Source organism: Bacillus sp. FSL P4-0334, assembly GCF_038004825.1.
GTDB classification, from domain to species: Bacteria; Bacillota; Bacilli; order Bacillales; family Bacillaceae; genus Bacillus; species Bacillus velezensis.
In genome coordinates, this window is record NZ_JBBORX010000001.1 from 1,099,152 (window position 1) to 1,116,232 (window position 17,081).

Here is a 17,081-nt window from a genome sequence, read left to right on the forward strand (position 1 = left end):
TAAAATCGGAGGTTTACCATGTCTAACGAATACGGAGATAAGAATTTAAAGATTTTTTCTTTGAATTCAAATCCAGAACTTGCAAAAGAAATCGCGGATAATGTAGGGGTTCAATTAGGAAAGTGCTCTGTTACAAGATTCAGTGACGGAGAGGTCCAGATCAACATAGAAGAAAGTATTCGCGGCTGTGATTGCTATATCATTCAGTCTACAAGTGCGCCGGTCAACGAGCACATCATGGAATTGCTGATTATGGTTGACGCTTTAAAGCGCGCTTCCGCGAAAACAATCAACATTGTCATTCCGTACTACGGTTATGCGCGCCAGGACAGAAAAGCAAGATCACGTGAACCGATTACGGCAAAACTTTTTGCAAACCTGCTTGAAACAGCGGGTGCGACACGCGTGATCGCGCTTGATTTACACGCGCCGCAAATTCAAGGTTTCTTTGATATTCCGATTGACCACTTAATGGGTGTTCCGATTTTAGGCCATTACTTTGAAGGTAAAGACTTGAAAGATATCGTTATTGTTTCTCCTGACCACGGCGGTGTGACGCGCGCCCGCAAACTTGCGGACCGTCTGAAAGCGCCGATCGCGATTATCGACAAACGCCGTCCTAGACCGAATGAGGTAGAAGTGATGAACATCGTCGGTAACGTGGAAGGTAAAACAGCGATTCTGATCGATGATATTATTGATACGGCAGGCACAATCACACTTGCCGCTAACGCGCTGGTTGAAAACGGAGCTGCAGAAGTGTATGCATGCTGTACGCACCCTGTACTGTCAGGTCCTGCCGTTGAGCGGATCAATAACTCTAAAATCAAGGAGCTTGTCGTAACGAACAGCATTAAGCTTCCTGATGAGAAAAAAATCGAACGCTTTAAGCAGCTTTCTGTCGGACCGCTTCTGGCTGAAGCGATTATCCGCGTTCACGAGAAACAATCTGTCAGCTATTTATTCAGCTAAACCGAAATTTTAAGGTTTAAATCCCAGTTATTGTGGGTATTGTTCTAATAGGACGATAAAACGATAATTAGGATGGTGCTGAATATGGCAACTTTAAAAGCAAATGAAAGAACAGATTTTAAACGTTCGACGCTTCGGAAAATCCGTCATTCAGGACATGTTCCAGGGATTATATACGGTAAAGAAATAACGAATACGCCTGTCTCTTTAGACAGTGTCGAATTGCTTAAAACATTGCGGGGCGAAGGAAAAAACACGATTATCACAATTGATGTCAACGGAAATCAGCAATCGGTTATGGTGACTGATCTTCAGACAGACCCGCTCAAAAACGAATTGACGCACGCCGATTTTCAAGTCGTGAATATGAGTGAGGAGCTGGAGGCCGAGGTGCCGATTCAGCTGACGGGAGAGGCGAAGGGAGTCAAAGACGGAGGCGTCATCCAGCAGCCGCTGCATGAGCTTTCGATTAAGGCTAAGCCGAAGGACATCCCTCAGACAATCAATGTTGATATTTCCGGGCTTGAAATGAATGATGTGCTGACCATCGCAGATCTGACTGCTGACGGCAATTATACATTTACAAACGACCCGGAAGAAGTCGTGGCTTCCATCCTTCCTCCTAAGCAGGAAGCATTCGAAGAAGATGCGGAACCGTCTCCTGGGGAAGAGCCCGAAGGAGAAAATCAATAAGCGCTTTAAGACGTAACCCGCCCGAGGTTACGTCTTTTGTGCTAGAATGAGAAGAATTACAGCGATGTTGAGGGAGGATTTACGATGCTTGTGATTGCCGGTCTGGGTAACCCGGGAAAAACCTACGAGAACACGAGACATAATGTCGGCTTTATGGCCATTGACGAGCTTTCTAAAGAATGGAATATTGAATTGAATAAAACGAAATTCAACGGACTTTACGGAATGGGGTTTGTTTCCGGAAAAAAAGTTCTACTTGTTAAACCGCTTACATATATGAATTTATCAGGGGAATGTTTGCGGCCGCTACTGGATTATTATGATGCCGATCATGAAGATCTGAAAGTCATATACGATGACCTTGATCTTCCGACGGGGAAAATCAGGCTCCGGACGAAGGGGAGCGCAGGCGGACATAACGGAATTAAATCGCTTATACAGCACCTCGGAACCCCTGAATTTGACCGGGTCAGAATCGGAATCGGCCGCCCCGTCAACGGAATGAAAGTCGTTGACTATGTACTGGGAGCTTTTACGAAGGAAGAAGCGCCGCATATCAATGATGCCGTCTCAAAAACTGTAAAAGCCTGCGAAGCTTCCTTAACGAAACCATTTTTAGAAGTCATGAACGAATTTAATGCAAATGTATAAGATAAATAATGGGAGACCATACTAGGGAAAAATGATTTTTTCACATCAGGAGGTCCAACGTATGGCTTTGCATTATTTCTGCCGCCACTGCGGCTTTAAGGTAGGGAGCCTGGAATATTCGACGGTGCCGACACAGTCACTTGGATTTCAGCACTTAACAAATGAGGAAAGAAACGATATGATTTCATATAAAGACAATGGAGATGTCCATGTTCTTACAATTTGTGAAGACTGCCAAGAGGCGCTGGAACGCAATCCGCACTACCATGAACACAACACATTTATTCAATAAGAAGCTTTGGTGTAGATTCTAGACCAAAGCGTTTTTCTGTTCTTGCAGAAAATAGAGAGGAGGGCCCATATGGACAACATTCAAACCTTTATTAAAGAAAGCGATGATTTTAAATCCATTGTCAACGGTTTACATGAGGGGCTGAAGGAACAGCTGCTTGCGGGTCTGTCAGGTTCCGCGCGTTCTGTTTTTACCTCCGCCCTTGCACAGGAAACGAAAAGGCCGATTTTCTTTATCACCCATAATTTATATCAGGCCCAAAAAGTGACGGAAGATCTGACGGCGCTTCTCGGGGATCAATCTGTTTTTTTATACCCCGTGAATGAATTGATTTCTTCAGAAATTGCGGTAGCGAGCCCTGAACTGCGCGCTCAGCGGCTTGATGTCATTAATAGATTAACAAACGGAGAAGCGCCGGTCGTTGTGGCGCCCGTTGCGGCAGTGAGAAGAATGCTTCCACCGAAGGAGCTGTGGAAAAGCAGCCAGCTCGTCATTTCACTCGGAGACGAAATAGAACCGGATCAGCTGTCCGCGCGCCTTGTAGAGGTGGGGTATGAGCGTTCCGATATGGTTTCTGCACCCGGTGAATTCAGTATTCGCGGCGGAATTATCGACATTTATCCGCTGACGTCGGAGCATCCGGTGCGAATTGAACTGTTTGATACGGAGGTCGATTCCATCAGAAGCTTCAATTCTGATGACCAGAGATCAATTGAGACGCTCAAACATGTGGCGATCGGACCGGCGAAGGAATTGATCATCAGGGCGGAAGAAAAAGCCCGGGCGATGGAAAGGCTCGATAAAGGGCTTGCCGACAGTCTGAAAAAGCTGAAGCAGGACAAACAAAAGGAAATGCTTCATATCAATATCTCACATGATAAAGAACGGTTATCAACGGGACAGACTGATCAGGAACTTGTGAAGTATCTCTCGTACTTTTACGAAAAACCTGCTAGTTTGCTAGATTATACACCGGCAGACACGTTGTTACTGTTAGACGAGGTCAGCCGCATTCATGAAATGGAGGATCAGCTGCAAAAAGAAGAGGCCGAATTTATGACAAGTCTGCTCGAGGAAGGGAAAATTCTGCATGACATTCATTTATCCTTCAGCTTTCAGGAGCTTATGAGCGAAAAGCGGCGCCCGGCTATTTATTATTCATTATTTTTGCGTCATGTCCAGCATACAAGCCCTCAGAATATCGTGAATGTGACAAGCCGGCAGATGCAGAGTTTTCACGGGCAGATGAATGTGCTCGCAGGTGAAATGGAGCGCTTTAAGAAATCAAACTTCACCGTCGTCTTTTTAGGCGCAAATAAGGACAGAACCGACAGATTGGCATCCGTGCTGGCTGATTACGAAATTGAAGCCGCAAAAACGGACAGTTCCAAAGCGCTTGTGCAAGGACAGGTCTATGTCATGGAAGGCGAGCTGCAATCCGGTTTTGAACTGCCGCTGATGAAGCTGGCCGTCATTACAGAGGAAGAGCTGTTCAAAAACCGAATTAAGAAAAAGCCGAGAAAGCAGAAGCTGACAAATGCCGAACGGATCAAGAGCTATTCCGAGCTTCAGGTCGGCGACTATGTCGTCCACGTCAACCACGGGATCGGTAAGTATTTGGGGATCGAAACACTAGAAATCAAAGGCATTCATAAAGATTACCTCAACATTCATTATCAGGGCAGCGATAAGCTGTACGTCCCCGTAGAACAAATCGACCAGGTGCAGAAGTACGTCGGCTCTGAAGGAAAAGAACCGAAGCTTTATAAACTGGGCGGCAGTGAATGGAAACGGGTGAAGAAAAAAGTTGAAAACTCCGTTCAGGATATTGCCGATGATCTGATTAAGCTTTATGCGGAACGGGAAGCAAGCAAGGGCTATGCGTTCTCGCCGGATCATGAAATGCAGCGGCAGTTCGAATCTGCTTTCCCTTATCAGGAAACAGAGGACCAGCTCCGTTCCATTCAGGAGATTAAAAAGGATATGGAAAGAGAGCGCCCGATGGACCGTTTGCTTTGCGGTGATGTGGGTTACGGGAAGACGGAGGTAGCCATCCGAGCGGCCTTTAAAGCGATCGCAGACGGAAAGCAGGTCGCGCTTCTTGTGCCGACGACAATACTCGCGCAGCAGCATTATGAAACCATTATGGAGCGTTTCCAGGACTATCCGATTAACATCGGTCTTCTCAGCCGATTCAGAACGAGAAAAGAATCCAATGAAACGATTAAAGGCCTGAAAAACGGAACGGTAGACATCGTAATCGGAACCCACAGGCTCTTATCTAAAGACGTCGTCTATAAAGATCTCGGCTTGCTCATCATTGATGAAGAGCAGCGCTTCGGCGTAACGCATAAGGAAAAAATCAAACAGATCAAAGCCAATGTCGATGTGCTGACTCTTACAGCGACGCCGATACCGCGTACGCTTCATATGTCCATGCTCGGTGTGCGGGACTTATCTGTTATTGAAACGCCGCCGGAAAACCGTTTCCCTGTTCAGACATATGTCGTGGAATACAACGGCGCGCTTGTGCGGGAAGCCATCGAAAGAGAACTGGCGCGCGGAGGACAGGTATATTTCTTGTACAACCGCGTGGATGACATCGAGCGGAAGGCTGATGAAATTTCCATGCTTGTTCCCGATGCGAAAGTGGCATATGCCCACGGAAAAATGACTGAAAATGAATTGGAAAGCGTCATGCTCAATTTTCTGGAAGGGGAATCAGACGTCCTTGTCAGCACGACCATTATTGAGACAGGCGTAGATATACCAAATGTCAACACCTTGATTGTGTTCGACGGAGACAAAATGGGGCTGTCTCAGCTGTATCAGCTGAGAGGACGGGTCGGCCGTTCCAACCGCGTCGCTTATGCGTATTTTACGTACCGCAGAGACAAAGTGCTCACTGAGGTGGCGGAAAAACGGCTGCAGGCGATTAAAGAATTTACCGAGCTGGGATCAGGCTTTAAAATCGCCATGCGTGACTTGACGATCAGGGGAGCGGGGAACCTTCTCGGCGCCCAGCAGCACGGCTTTATCGACTCGGTCGGTTTTGACCTGTACTCGCAAATGCTCAAGGAAGCGATTGAAGAGCGGAAAGGCGATATTCCGAAAAGCGAACAGTTTGAGACAGAAATCGATATCGAGCTTGACGCGTATATTCCTGAAAACTATATACAAGACGGCAAGCAAAAAATCGACATGTACAAACGGTTCAGGTCAATCGCCACAATTGAGGAGAAAAATGAGCTTCAAGATGAAATCATCGACAGGTTCGGCAGCTACCCTAAAGAGGTTGAATGGCTGTTTACGGTTGCTGAGATGAAGGTATACGGAAAATATGAACGCGTCGAACTCATCAAGCAGGATAAAGACGCGATCAGATTTACCATTTCTGAAGAGGCCAGCGCACAGATTGACGGTCAGAAATTGTTCGAACTCGGCAATAAATACGGCCGGCAGATCGGACTGGGAATGGAAGGGAAAAAGCTGAAAATCTCAGTACAGACGAAAGGCCGCAAAACGGAAGAGTGGCTGGAGACCGTGCTCGGCATGCTGAAAGGCCTTCAGGATGTGAAGAAAGAAACAATCGCGTCTTCATAAAAATTGTTACTCTCTGGTGTATATTACATTTGATGTGACGGATACTAATTTCAAGCGAGTGGCGGAAGCTACATAAAGTAAAGAGCTTTAGTACTTTCCCTTAAATATCATCACATGAAAGAGAGGCACCAGAGAGATGAAAGCTACAGGTATCGTACGTCGTATTGATGATCTAGGACGGGTCGTCATTCCTAAAGAAATTCGGAGAACACTGCGAATCAGGGAAGGAGACCCGCTTGAAATATTCGTTGACCGCGACGGAGAAGTTATATTGAAAAAGTATTCTCCTATCAGTGAGCTTGGCGATTTTGCGAAGGAATATGCAGATGCTTTGTATGACAGTCTCGGCCATTCCGTCTTGATTTGCGACCGTGACGCGTATATTGCCGTTTCAGGCAGTTCGAAAAAAGAATTTCTGAACAAAGCCATCAGCGATTTGCTCGAAAAAACGATGGATCAGCGCAGCTCAGTGGTAGAAAACGACGTGAAGTCCGCGCAGCTTGTTAATGACATTGATGAAGATATGAGCTCCTATACAATAGCTCCGATCGTGGCAAATGGCGATCCTATCGGTGCCGTAGTCATCTTTTCCAAGGAACAGGCACTTGGAGAAGTAGAACATAAAGCGGTAGAAACGGCAGCCAGTTTTTTGGCGAGACAAATGGAGCAGTAGGTCTTATTACCATTATTGAAATAAGAAAACGGAGAAAGAGCAGCCCTTATACAAGTGCTGTTCTTTTTCATATTCATATGTGCTCTCTATCGGTTCGGCCGTTAGGATTGTGATATAATAAGCTCGTTTTATAGACGTAATTTTCTAGCGGCTGGAAGGAGCTTTTGGATGAACGATTCAGTTGGCGCCAAGCGGCAATCGGCATGGAAAGGTGCTTTTGTGCTCGTCGTTGCGGGTATCGTGACGAAGATATTAAGCGCCGTGTACAGGGTTCCTTTTCAGAATATTGTCGGTGACGTCGGATTTTACATTTATCAGCAGGTGTATCCGTTTTTAGGGATCGCGGTCATGCTGTCAACATCCGGTTTTCCGGTTATCATCTCAAAATTAATGAACGATTATAGCGATCATAAACAAAAAATAATGAAAATTTCCGCCCTTTATGTCACGGCGGCCGGACTTGTTCTGTTTGCGCTCATGTATGCCGGTGCGGCGCCGTTGGCCGGTTTTATGGGTGACGCCCGCCTTGTGATGCTGATAAGGGTCGCGGCGTTCGCTTTCATACTGTTTCCGTTTACGGCGGTTTTCCGGGGGTATTTCCAAGGCGTGCATGATATGATGCCGTCAGCCTTATCCCAGATTACGGAACAGCTTCTTCGCGTGGCGGTGCTTCTCGGTTTATCCTTCTGGCTTTTGAAAAGCGGCCGTTCATTATACGCCGCTGGTGCGGGGGCGGCCTCGGGATCAATTGCCGGAAGCTTGGCAGCCCTTTGTGTATTGGCTGTTTTCTGGTATAAGCGGGAAGAAACCAAGAAAGACGGCGGACATATCGCAACGGCCGTCATTGTAAAAAAGCTGCTGCTTTATTCAGTCACCATCTGTATCAGCAGTGTACTCATGCTTTTGATTCAGCTTGTAGACGCCTTAAACTTATATTCACTGCTTTCAGACGGGACGGAGAGCCATGCCGCGAAACAGCTGAAAGGCATATATGACCGCGGACAGCCGCTCCTTCAGCTGGGAACCGTGTTTGCCGTCAGTATCGCCGCGTCATTGGTTCCTTCAATTTCAAAAGCGGTGCATGAGAATAAGCCGTTTATCATAAAAGAGAAAGCGACATCAGCCGTCAAGCTCTGCCTTGCGGTAGGGATCGGTGCATCAGCCGGGCTTTTTTGCATTTTAGAGCCGGTGAATATCATGCTTTTCCAAAACAGTGAGGGGACGCAGACCTTACAAATATTCAGCTTATCTATCTTTTTTGCCTCGATTGCGCTTACAGCAGCCGCGATTCTGCAAGGAGCGGGACATACCGTTTTCCCCGCCGTATCCGTTTTGGCGGGAGGGGCGCTGAAATGGGTGCTGAATGTTTGGCTGGTCCCCGGCTGGGGTATTACAGGAGCGGCACTGGCGACCGTCTTGGCATTTGCCGCAGTTGCGTGCCTGAATCTCCGGAGAATTTGGTCGAAGGGCTGGCTGACGAATATCGGCGGCGTGATTGCCCGTCTGTGCTGGTGCAGTCTGCTGATGGTCTTCTTTCTGCTCGTATATATGAAGCTATGGCAGTTATTTGTTCCCGTCAGCAGGGCCGGAGCTGTATGTGAGAGTCTGTCTGCGTCAGTCATCGGAGGGCTATTGTTTATTTATTGTATGATAAGAATGAAGATTTTCACGGACGAAGAGCTGAGCGGCCTTCCTTTCGGCAGTGCTTTAAGCAAATTGAAAAAGAGGAGAGAAAAACATGGCAGGTAACATTACGGTCGTCGGCCTCGGCGCCGGAGACATGGATCAGTTGACAGTGGGCATACATAAGCTGCTGACTCAGGCGAAGCATTTATATATAAGAACGAAAGACCACCCTTTGATTCCGGAATTAGAGCAAGAGACGGAAGCGGACATCCGGTATTTTGATGATATTTATGAAAAACATGATCAGTTTGAAGCGGTCTATGAAGAGATCGCGGACATTCTGTTTGAAAAAGCGAAGCAAGAGGATGTCGTCTACGCTGTTCCCGGACATCCGTTTGTCGCTGAGAAAACCGTTCAGCTGTTATTTGAACGCCGGGAAGAACAACAGGTAGCTGTTCATACTGCCGGAGGGCAAAGCTTTTTGGATGCCACTTTTAATGCATTGCGAATTGATCCGATTGAAGGGTTTCAATTTACGGATGCGCAAACAATGACGCCGGATGAGCTCGAACTCCGCCATCACCTGATCATTTGCCAGGTTTATGACCAAATGACGGCCTCTGAGGTGAAGCTGACGCTTATGGAGAAATTGCCTGACGACTATGAAGTGGTCATCGTCACGGCAGCCGGAAGCAAGGGAGAAAAGATGACCAAGGTGCCTTTGTTTGAGCTTGACCGCAATGTAGAAATAAATAACTTAACAAGCGTGTATGTTCCGCCGATTAAAAAAGAAGAACTCCTTTACCAGGAATTTTCTGCATTCCGAAGTATTATTCGCGAGCTTCGCGGGCCGAACGGCTGTCCGTGGGATCAAAAGCAGACACACCAGTCATTAAAGAAATATATGATTGAGGAATGCTACGAACTGCTTGAGGCCATTGACGAAGAGGACACGGATCACATGATAGAAGAACTCGGGGACGTCATGCTTCAGGTTATGCTGCACGCCCAGATCGGAGAAGACGAGGGGTATTTCTCAATTGATGATGTCATCAGAGACATCAGTGCGAAGATGGTCAGACGGCACCCGCATGTGTTTAAGGATGTTAAGGTTCAGGATGAACATGATGTCGTCGCCAACTGGGAAGAAATCAAAAAGGCGGAAAAGCAAACAACATCCACTTCATTGCTGGATGCCGTGCCGAAAACACTGCCTTCTCTTGCAAAAGCGGCCAAGCTTCAGAAAAAAGCCGCAAAAACCGGCTTTGACTGGGATGACGTTCAGGATATATGGGATAAAGTAAATGAAGAGCTGAAGGAATTTTCTGCAGAGGCTTCCGCCGAATCAGCAGATGAAATCAGCTTAAAAGCTGAATTCGGCGATGTTTTATTTGCATTGGTCAATATCGGCCGATACTATAAAATTGAGCCTGAGGAAGCGCTCGCCATGACAAATGACAAATTCCGCAGACGCTTTGCTTATATTGAGAAAGAAGCGGCAGCAAAGGGACTTGAATTGACCGCAATGTCACTTGAGGAAATGGACAAATTGTGGGATGAAGCAAAAGAAATGGAGAGGAGATTCTGATATGAGACTTGATAAGTTTTTAAAAGTATCCAGATTAATTAAACGCCGCACATTGGCGAAAGAGGTCGCCGATCAAGGGAGAATCACAGTTAACGGGAATCAGGCGAAAGCCAGCTCAGACGTAAAAGCCGGCGATGAACTGACGGTCCGCTTCGGCCAGAAGCTTGTCACCGTGAAGGTAAACGAATTGAAAGAAACAACGAAAAAAGAAGAAGCCGCGGGCATGTATACAATCGTCAAGGAAGAAAAACTCGGCGAATAGGCTTGTTCTAAACAAGGCTCCCGTCTCATACAATGCAGTAATAATGCTAAAAGTATCGAGGATATGGGGGCTGAATAGATGAATTCATATTATGAGCAAAAAGGTTCTTCTTCTGTTCCGGAACAGCATGATGTAACGATGAAAGGGAGAAAGCATTTAGACATTTCGGGCGTCAAGCATGTAGAAAGTTTTGACAACGAAGAGTTTTTGCTGGAAACGGTTATGGGAATGCTTTCCGTCAGAGGCGAGAACCTGCAGATGAAAAATCTTGATGTGGAAAAAGGGATTGTATCTATAAAAGGCAGGGTGTTTGACCTTGTATATTTAGACGAGCAGCAAGGGGATAAAGCTAAAGGGTTTTTTAGCAAGTTGTTTAAATGACGCTGACCACCCAATTTTATACGATGCTGGCAATGACCGGTATGGGCGCCTGGCTCGGAGCGTCGCTTGATACATACAGGCTGTTTGTCAGCCGCGCCAAAACGGCCAGATGGCTGTTATTCATTCATGACATTCTCTTTTGGATTGTACAAGGTCTGCTGTTTTTCTATGTGCTGCTCAACGTGAATGAAGGGGAACTCAGGGTATACATTTTCTTGGCTGTCTTACTGGGGATTGCGACGTACCAAAGCCTGTTTAAACGAATGTATATAAAAATACTGAAATTTGCCATTCATCTTGCGGTGTCTCTTTACCAATTCGCAAAAAAGCTCATTCAGCACGTGCTGTTCCGTCCGGTGCTTCTGCTCTTTAAGCTGCTCATCGGGCTGATCACGGTTATTTCTTTATACTCCTATCGGGTGAGTGCCTTTTTTGCGAAGTGTCTTTTTAAGATCGTAACGTTTTTGCTGTATCCGCTGTTTTTCCTGTTGAAACAATTATTGAAACTTCTTCCTGAAAAGTGGCGTCTTACTTTCAAACGATATTTTCAAAAAAGTGCAGGATTTTTACAAAAGAGCAAGAAACTAATCATAACAATCAGATCGACCATGATACGTATTTTGAAAAGGTGAAAGGAGGACCGTCTGGTTTGAATCTATCTAGAGAACGTACAATAACTGAAATCCAAAACGACTATAAAGAGCAGGTTGAACGGCAATCCCAGCTTATGAAAAGAAGGCGGAAAGGGCTTTTCAGACGGTTGATCGTATTCGGCGCCCTTGTGTTGTTGACGGCTATTGTCTTAGCGGGTTCTCTGTGGTCACAGACCTCTTCCCTTAGCGCAAACGAAGAAAAGAAAGCTCAGCTGGAAAAACAAGTGAAAGAATTGAACGCGAAACAGGCTGATTTAAAAGATGAAATTTCCAAATTAAAGGATGAGGATTACGTCACAGAGCTTGCCAGAAGAGACTTGTTTATGTCAGGAAATGGTGAGATTCTCTTCAATGTAGAAAAGAAGAGCAAGTAGCCTTGTTGACACTTAAATTTTTATTTAGGTATAATTAAACAAACGATCTTTTTATAAGCCTAAGGAGGAGCACTTTTTTTATGTCGATTGAAGTTGGCAGCAAGTTGCAAGGGAAAATAACAGGTATTACAAATTTCGGAGCATTTGTTGAATTGCCTGGAGGCTCAACCGGTCTCGTTCATATCAGTGAGGTAGCCGATAATTATGTTAAAGACATTAACGAGCATTTAAAAGTCGGCGATCAAGTTGAAGTGAAAGTCATCAACGTTGAAAAAGACGGGAAAATTGGTTTATCAATTAAAAAAGCTAAAGACCGTCCGCAAGCCAGACCTAGAAATGATTTCCGTCCGAAAGAATCTTTTGAACAGAAAATGAACAAGTTTCTTAAAGATAGCGAAGACCGCTTATCATCTTTAAAACGAAACACGGAATCAAAACGTGGAGGGCGCGGAGCAAGAAGAGGATAACTTGCTGCTTTCTATAAATACATGGAGCATCCGTCTATCCCAGCGGGTGCTTTTTTTTGTATGCGCCATTATAGTCAGAAAATTAAAACTTCAAAGTTTTTGTTGACGGAATGAAGAAACCTTTGTATTATATAACTTGTGCTTATAAGCACCTATATGGCGGTGTAGCTCAGCTGGCTAGAGCGTACGGTTCATACCCGTGAGGTCGGGGGTTCGATCCCCTCCGCCGCTACCATATATATCTGGCCCGTTGGTCAAGCGGTTAAGACACCGCCCTTTCACGGCGGTAACACGGGTTCGAATCCCGTACGGGTCATCAAGCGAATCGGCTTCTGTTGCAGAAGCCGATTTTTTCATATTTAGACAACTTTTTGAGAAATGTCGGAGGAAATACAAAAGGAAAGGGGAACAAGGGAGAAAGCGTCGAAGAGTTCTTTGGAATTGTTACCTTCTTTTGACAAAATCCTATCTGGGCTTTCATTTATAATGACAAGCAACGAATAAAACAGGTGGGGGATGAGAGCAATGGAAAAAGCGGAAAGAAGAGTGAACGGGCCGATGGCGGGACAAGCTCTGGAAAAACTGCAATCGTTTTTTGAAAAGGCGGCAAAGCTTACAGTCCATCAAGCGCATTCGCTTTTTTTCTATAAGGGTTTCATTTATGTCGTGATCGGTTTTTTACTTGGACGGGCTTTCATATTATCTGAGGTTCTTCCGTTTGCGCTGCCGTTTTTCGGAGCGATGCTTTTGATCAGAAGAGATAAAGCCTTCTATGCTTGTCTGTCTTTACTTGCGGGCGCTTTAACCATTTCGCCGAAACACTCTTTATTGATTCTCACAGCTTTGGCCGTCTTCACTCTATTTTCAAAAATCGGTACATATATCGTGCAGGACCGGGTGAAGATGCTGCCGATCGTGGTGTTTTTCTCTATGGCTGCCGCGAGAATCGGATTTGTTTATTTTGAGAGCGGCGCTTTTACCACCTATGATTATGTGATGGCTGTTGTCGAGGCGGGCCTGGCCTTTATTTTGACGCTGATCTTTTTGCAAAGCCTGCCGATCTTCACGATCAAAAAAGTGAAGCAATCGTTAAAAATAGAAGAAATCATCTGTTTTATGATCTTGATCGCATCCGTTTTAACCGGGCTTGCCGGTGTTTCATTTCAGGGAATGCAGGCTGAACATATCCTGGCCCGCTATGTCGTGCTGAGTTTTTCCTTTGTCGGCGGGGCAAGCATCGGGTGTACGGTCGGTGTGGTGACCGGACTGATCCTCGGGCTTGCGAATATCGGGAACCTCTATCAAATGAGTCTGCTTGCGTTTTCCGGGCTTCTTGGCGGGCTGCTGAAAGAAGGAAAGAAAGCCGGAGCCGCAGTCGGATTAGTGATCGGCTCACTGCTGATTTCATTATATGGAGAAGGGTCTGCCGGATTAATGACCACTCTTTATGAATCTTTGATTGCCGTTGTTTTGTTTTTGATTACGCCCCAATCGATTACGAAAAAGGTGGCGCGATACATACCGGGCACTGCTGAGCACAGTCAGGAACAGCAGCAGTACGCGAGGAAAATCAGAGATGTCACCGCCCAGAAAGTAGACCAGTTCTCCAATGTGTTTCATGCCTTGTCGGAGAGCTTCGCCACCTTTCATCAGACGTCTTCCGATGAGCAGGCGGAAGAAGGGGAAGTGGATCTCTTTTTAAGCAAAATCACCGAGCATTCCTGCCAATCCTGCTATAAGAAAAGCAAATGCTGGGTTCAAAACTTTGATAAAACATATGACTTAATGAAACAAGTTATGCATGAAACAGAAGAAAAACAGTATGCCTCAAACCGCAGATTAAAAAAGGAGTTTCAACAGCACTGTTCCAAATCCAGACAGGTGGAAGAGCTGATTGAGGACGAACTTGCCCACCATCACGCCCATCTGACACTGAAGAGAAAAGTTCAGGACAGCAGAAGGCTTGTTGCCGAGCAGCTGTTGGGGGTTTCTGAGGTCATGGCGGACTTTTCTCGGGAAATAAAACGGGAGAGGGAGCAGCATTTTATTCAGGAAGAACAAATGATAGAGGCGCTTCAGCATTTTGGAATCGAGATTCAGCATGTCGAGATATACAGCTTGGAGCAGGGCAATATTGATATCGAAATGACAATCCCGTTCAGCGGAGGACACGGCGAGAGTGAGAAAATTATCGCCCCGATGCTGTCTGACATTCTTGAGGAGCAGATACTTGTCAAAAGCGAACAGCACTCGACTCATCCGAATGGCTACAGCCATGTCGCATTCGGTTCGACCAAGTCGTACCGGGTATCGACAGGCGCGGCTCATGCGGCAAAAGGCGGCGGCCTTGTCTCCGGCGACAGCTACAGCATGATGGAACTGGGGGCGAGAAAGTATGCGGCCGCGATCAGTGACGGCATGGGCAATGGGGCGAGGGCCCATTATGAGAGCAATGAAACGATTAAGCTGCTCGAAAAAATTCTCGAATCAGGTATTGATGAAAAAATAGCGATAAAAACGATCAACAGTATTCTGTCTTTACGGACGACAGACGAAATCTACTCAACTCTCGATCTTTCTATCATTGATCTTCAGGATGCAAGCTGCAAATTCTTGAAGGTCGGTTCAACGCCGAGTTTTATCAAGCGGGGAGATCAAGTCATGAAAGTGCAGGCCAGCAATCTGCCGATCGGCATCATCAATGAATTTGATGTGGAGGTTGTAAGTGAACAGTTAAAAGCGGGAGATCTGCTCGTCATGATGAGTGACGGTATTTTTGAAGGGCCGAAGCACGTTGAAAACCACGACCTGTGGATGAAACGGAAAATGAAAGGGCTGAAAACCGAAGACCCGCAAGAAATCGCTGATATATTAATGGAAGAGGTCATCAGAACGCGTTCCGGCCAAATCGAAGACGATATGACAGTGGTTGTTGTCCGGATTGACCACAACACGCCGAAATGGGCTTCCATACCGGTGCCGGCGGTTTTCCAAAATAAAAAGGAGATTTCTTAATCCATTCGTATAAATCACTTTCCTTCTGGCGAAGATGGGACTAATCGTATCACCGGGAGGAATGTATGTGAATAAGGGACATTTAAATCAAGTTCTGCTGATTACAGATGGCTGCTCCAATCATGGTGAAGACCCGATCGCAATGGCGGCTTTCGCCAAGGAGCAGGGGATTACGGTGAATGTTATAGGAATTATGGAAGAAAACGCGATTGACCAAGAAGCAATGAAGGAAGTTGAAGGCATCGCCATGGCCGGAGGCGGCGTCCATCAAGTTGTGTATGCGTCACAATTGTCTCAGACGGTTCAAATGGTGACGAAAAAAGCAATGACCCAGACGCTGCAAGGTGTCGTCAATCAAGAGCTTAAACAAATCTTAGGGAAAAACGTTGAAATGGAAGAGCTTTCTCCTGAAAAACGCGGCGAAGTGATGGAAGTGGTTGATGAACTCGGCGAAACGGTTCATCTGCAAGTGCTTGTGCTGGTTGATACGAGTGCGAGTATGGCGCCGAAACTGCCGACGGTGAAAGAAGCGCTGATCGATCTTTCCATCAGTTTAAATTCCCGGGCCGGGCAAAATGAATTTGCAATGTGTATATTTCCCGGGAAAAGCCAGGAAGTTGAGCTTGTGCTGAATTGGACGCCGAAGCTTGAATCCCTTTCTGCACTCTTTGCGAAGCTGTCGACCGGCGGTATCACCCCTACGGGCCCCGCTATCCGGGAAGCGACGCAGCAGTTTGAGAGAATCCGCTCAAGAAGGAGCATGTTGGCAGATGATGAACGACGCTTTAACGAGTTTGGCATGTAGTCTGGCACCGGGGACGGCAATTCAGGGCAAATGGAACGGCAAATCCTACAGATTGCTCAAACAGCTTGGAAAAGGGGCTAACGGTATTGTATATCTGGCAGAAGCATCAGGCGGACAGGTCGCTTTGAAAATAAGCAGCGACAGCATGTCTGTTACCTCTGAAGTGAATGTCTTAAAATCCTTTTCAAAGGCCCGGTCGCAAACGATGGGGCCTTCTTTTTTTGATGCGGACGACGCGTTTATTCCGCAACTGAATAAAAATGTCTCTTTTTACGTGATGGAGTACATAGAAGGGCCGCTTCTTCCGCAATATATCAGCAGTAAGGGAGCGGAGTGGATTCTGGTGCTGATGGTGCAGCTTCTTTCCAGCCTGTCAGTCCTTCATCAGCAAGGGTGGGTTTTTGGCGACCTCAAACCGGACAATCTCATTGTAACCGGACCACCGGCTGCCATTCGCTGCATTGATGTAGGGGGAACGACAAAACAGGGCCGCGCGATTAAAGAGTATACGGAGTTTTACGACAGGGGCTATTGGGGGTATGGAACAAGAAAAGCAGAACCATCCTATGACCTTTTTGCTGTCGCAATGATCATGATCCACTGTGTTCAGAAGAAAGAGTGCAAAAAGTCAGGACAGCCGAAAGAACAGCTTCGTTCTATCATTGAAGGCCACCCGTTTCTGAATAAGTATAAGAAGGTTCTGTTTTCTGCTTTAAACGGCCAATATCCGTCTGCGGAAGCCATGAAGCATGACATCCTGACGGCGGGGCAGAGCGCCGGGAGCAAAAGGAAAGCCGCCGCCAAGCCTAAGCCGCCGCAATCAAAACCGCGGCAGGGCACTGTATCTCAAACGCGGTATAAACCTAAACAAAAACCCGCAAAGCACAATGGTTTGTTTGAAACAACACTTATTTTAATCAGCGTTCTCGCCCTTTATTTCGCTTACATCGTCTTTTTTCTCATCTAATGCCGGCCGGACGCCTGCGCTCATGCTTCTTCTTTGCTTGGAGGGAATGAAAGTGATAG

Annotated in this window: 16 protein-coding genes and 2 tRNA genes; all 18 read left to right on the forward strand. The window is 46.3% G+C overall.

The genetic code is table 11. From position 1 onward, the window contains the following. The first annotated feature begins 18 nt into the window (after positions 1 to 18). The gene (locus NSQ37_RS05630; RefSeq protein ID WP_007409928.1) at positions 19 to 972 is read left to right on the forward strand and encodes a ribose-phosphate diphosphokinase; all 954 of its coding nucleotides are present in this window, start codon (positions 19 to 21) and stop codon (positions 970 to 972) included. A gap of 84 nt (positions 973 to 1,056) precedes the next feature. Further along, positions 1,057 to 1,665 carry a 50S ribosomal protein L25/general stress protein Ctc gene (locus NSQ37_RS05635; protein WP_341123400.1) on the forward strand — a complete coding sequence of 203 codons (609 nt, stop codon included), beginning with the start codon at positions 1,057 to 1,059 and terminating at the stop codon, positions 1,663 to 1,665. 84 nt (positions 1,666 to 1,749) lie between these two features. Beyond that, positions 1,750 to 2,316, forward strand: coding sequence for an aminoacyl-tRNA hydrolase (gene pth / locus NSQ37_RS05640; RefSeq protein WP_004264652.1), 567 nt, complete (start codon positions 1,750 to 1,752; stop codon positions 2,314 to 2,316). Between the two features lie 61 nt (positions 2,317 to 2,377). Then, a complete protein-coding gene (locus tag NSQ37_RS05645; protein WP_004264650.1) occupies positions 2,378 to 2,608 on the forward strand; it encodes an anti-sigma-F factor Fin family protein in 231 nt (76 codons plus the stop codon). Between the two features lie 69 nt (positions 2,609 to 2,677). Further along, positions 2,678 to 6,211 carry a transcription-repair coupling factor gene (gene mfd / locus NSQ37_RS05650; RefSeq protein ID WP_007409931.1) on the forward strand — a complete coding sequence of 1,178 codons (3,534 nt, stop codon included), beginning with the start codon at positions 2,678 to 2,680 and terminating at the stop codon, positions 6,209 to 6,211. Between the two features lie 136 nt (positions 6,212 to 6,347). Continuing rightward, positions 6,348 to 6,884 carry a stage V sporulation protein T gene (gene spoVT / locus NSQ37_RS05655; RefSeq protein WP_004264646.1) on the forward strand — a complete coding sequence of 179 codons (537 nt, stop codon included), beginning with the start codon at positions 6,348 to 6,350 and terminating at the stop codon, positions 6,882 to 6,884. Positions 6,885 to 7,052: 168 nt separating this feature from the next. Continuing rightward, positions 7,053 to 8,633: a putative polysaccharide biosynthesis protein gene (locus NSQ37_RS05660; protein WP_015239026.1), complete on the forward strand. Its 1,581-nt coding sequence runs from the start codon at positions 7,053 to 7,055 to the stop codon at positions 8,631 to 8,633. After that, positions 8,623 to 10,098 carry a nucleoside triphosphate pyrophosphohydrolase gene (gene mazG / locus NSQ37_RS05665; protein WP_007409933.1) on the forward strand — a complete coding sequence of 492 codons (1,476 nt, stop codon included), beginning with the start codon at positions 8,623 to 8,625 and terminating at the stop codon, positions 10,096 to 10,098. The genes NSQ37_RS05660 and mazG overlap by 11 nt, the downstream gene beginning before the upstream one ends. 1 nt (position 10,099) lies before the next feature. After that, complete coding sequence (locus NSQ37_RS05670; protein WP_007409934.1) at positions 10,100 to 10,360, forward strand: RNA-binding S4 domain-containing protein; 261 nt, start codon at positions 10,100 to 10,102, stop codon at positions 10,358 to 10,360. A 78-nt stretch (positions 10,361 to 10,438) separates the two neighbouring features. Next, on the forward strand, positions 10,439 to 10,741 hold the full coding sequence (gene yabP / locus NSQ37_RS05675; RefSeq protein WP_004264638.1) for a sporulation protein YabP: 303 nt from the start codon (positions 10,439 to 10,441) through the stop codon (positions 10,739 to 10,741). Then, complete coding sequence (gene yabQ / locus NSQ37_RS05680; RefSeq protein WP_007409935.1) at positions 10,738 to 11,373, forward strand: spore cortex biosynthesis protein YabQ; 636 nt, start codon at positions 10,738 to 10,740, stop codon at positions 11,371 to 11,373. Before yabP ends, yabQ begins: the two co-directional genes overlap by 4 nt. 17 nt (positions 11,374 to 11,390) lie before the next feature. After that, positions 11,391 to 11,768: a cell division protein DivIC gene (divIC, locus tag NSQ37_RS05685; RefSeq protein ID WP_004264632.1), complete on the forward strand. Its 378-nt coding sequence runs from the start codon at positions 11,391 to 11,393 to the stop codon at positions 11,766 to 11,768. An 80-nt stretch (positions 11,769 to 11,848) separates the two neighbouring features. Then, the gene (locus NSQ37_RS05690; RefSeq protein WP_004264630.1) at positions 11,849 to 12,235 is read left to right on the forward strand and encodes a S1 domain-containing RNA-binding protein; all 387 of its coding nucleotides are present in this window, start codon (positions 11,849 to 11,851) and stop codon (positions 12,233 to 12,235) included. 158 nt (positions 12,236 to 12,393) lie between these two features. Beyond that, positions 12,394 to 12,470: transfer RNA gene (locus NSQ37_RS05695), tRNA-Met, on the forward strand. 9 nt (positions 12,471 to 12,479) lie between these two features. Beyond that, positions 12,480 to 12,551 (forward strand) — tRNA-Glu (locus tag NSQ37_RS05700). A 209-nt stretch (positions 12,552 to 12,760) separates the two neighbouring features. Next, the gene (gene spoIIE / locus NSQ37_RS05705) at positions 12,761 to 15,250 is read left to right on the forward strand and encodes a stage II sporulation protein E (RefSeq protein WP_007409936.1); all 2,490 of its coding nucleotides are present in this window, start codon (positions 12,761 to 12,763) and stop codon (positions 15,248 to 15,250) included. Between the two features lie 67 nt (positions 15,251 to 15,317). Next, positions 15,318 to 16,055, forward strand: a complete 738-nt coding sequence (locus NSQ37_RS05710) for a VWA domain-containing protein (protein ID WP_004264624.1) — start codon at positions 15,318 to 15,320, stop codon at positions 16,053 to 16,055. Continuing rightward, entirely contained in the window at positions 16,021 to 17,022 is a 1,002-nt protein-coding gene (locus tag NSQ37_RS05715) for a protein kinase domain-containing protein (protein WP_043020642.1), read from the forward strand. The genes NSQ37_RS05710 and NSQ37_RS05715 overlap by 35 nt, the downstream gene beginning before the upstream one ends. Positions 17,023 to 17,081 lie beyond the last annotated feature (59 nt).

What these genes read in the sequence shown, in the direction of transcription:
- yabQ (WP_007409935.1), top strand. Translation starts at nt 10,738, where the DNA reads ATGACGCTGACCACCCAATTTTATACGATGCTGGCAATGACCGGTATG.
- pth (WP_004264652.1), top strand. Translation starts at nt 1,750, where the DNA reads ATGCTTGTGATTGCCGGTCTGGGTAACCCGGGAAAAACCTACGAGAAC.
- NSQ37_RS05660 (WP_015239026.1), top strand. Translation starts at nt 7,053, where the DNA reads ATGAACGATTCAGTTGGCGCCAAGCGGCAATCGGCATGGAAAGGTGCT.
- NSQ37_RS05690 (WP_004264630.1), top strand. Translation starts at nt 11,849, where the DNA reads ATGTCGATTGAAGTTGGCAGCAAGTTGCAAGGGAAAATAACAGGTATT.
- NSQ37_RS05715 (WP_043020642.1), top strand. Translation starts at nt 16,021, where the DNA reads ATGATGAACGACGCTTTAACGAGTTTGGCATGTAGTCTGGCACCGGGG.
- spoIIE (WP_007409936.1), top strand. Translation starts at nt 12,761, where the DNA reads ATGGAAAAAGCGGAAAGAAGAGTGAACGGGCCGATGGCGGGACAAGCT.
- NSQ37_RS05630 (WP_007409928.1), top strand. Translation starts at nt 19, where the DNA reads ATGTCTAACGAATACGGAGATAAGAATTTAAAGATTTTTTCTTTGAAT.
- NSQ37_RS05670 (WP_007409934.1), top strand. Translation starts at nt 10,100, where the DNA reads ATGAGACTTGATAAGTTTTTAAAAGTATCCAGATTAATTAAACGCCGC.
- NSQ37_RS05645 (WP_004264650.1), top strand. Translation starts at nt 2,378, where the DNA reads ATGGCTTTGCATTATTTCTGCCGCCACTGCGGCTTTAAGGTAGGGAGC.
- NSQ37_RS05635 (WP_341123400.1), top strand. Translation starts at nt 1,057, where the DNA reads ATGGCAACTTTAAAAGCAAATGAAAGAACAGATTTTAAACGTTCGACG.
- yabP (WP_004264638.1), top strand. Translation starts at nt 10,439, where the DNA reads ATGAATTCATATTATGAGCAAAAAGGTTCTTCTTCTGTTCCGGAACAG.
- mfd (WP_007409931.1), top strand. Translation starts at nt 2,678, where the DNA reads ATGGACAACATTCAAACCTTTATTAAAGAAAGCGATGATTTTAAATCC.
- spoVT (WP_004264646.1), top strand. Translation starts at nt 6,348, where the DNA reads ATGAAAGCTACAGGTATCGTACGTCGTATTGATGATCTAGGACGGGTC.
- mazG (WP_007409933.1), top strand. Translation starts at nt 8,623, where the DNA reads ATGGCAGGTAACATTACGGTCGTCGGCCTCGGCGCCGGAGACATGGAT.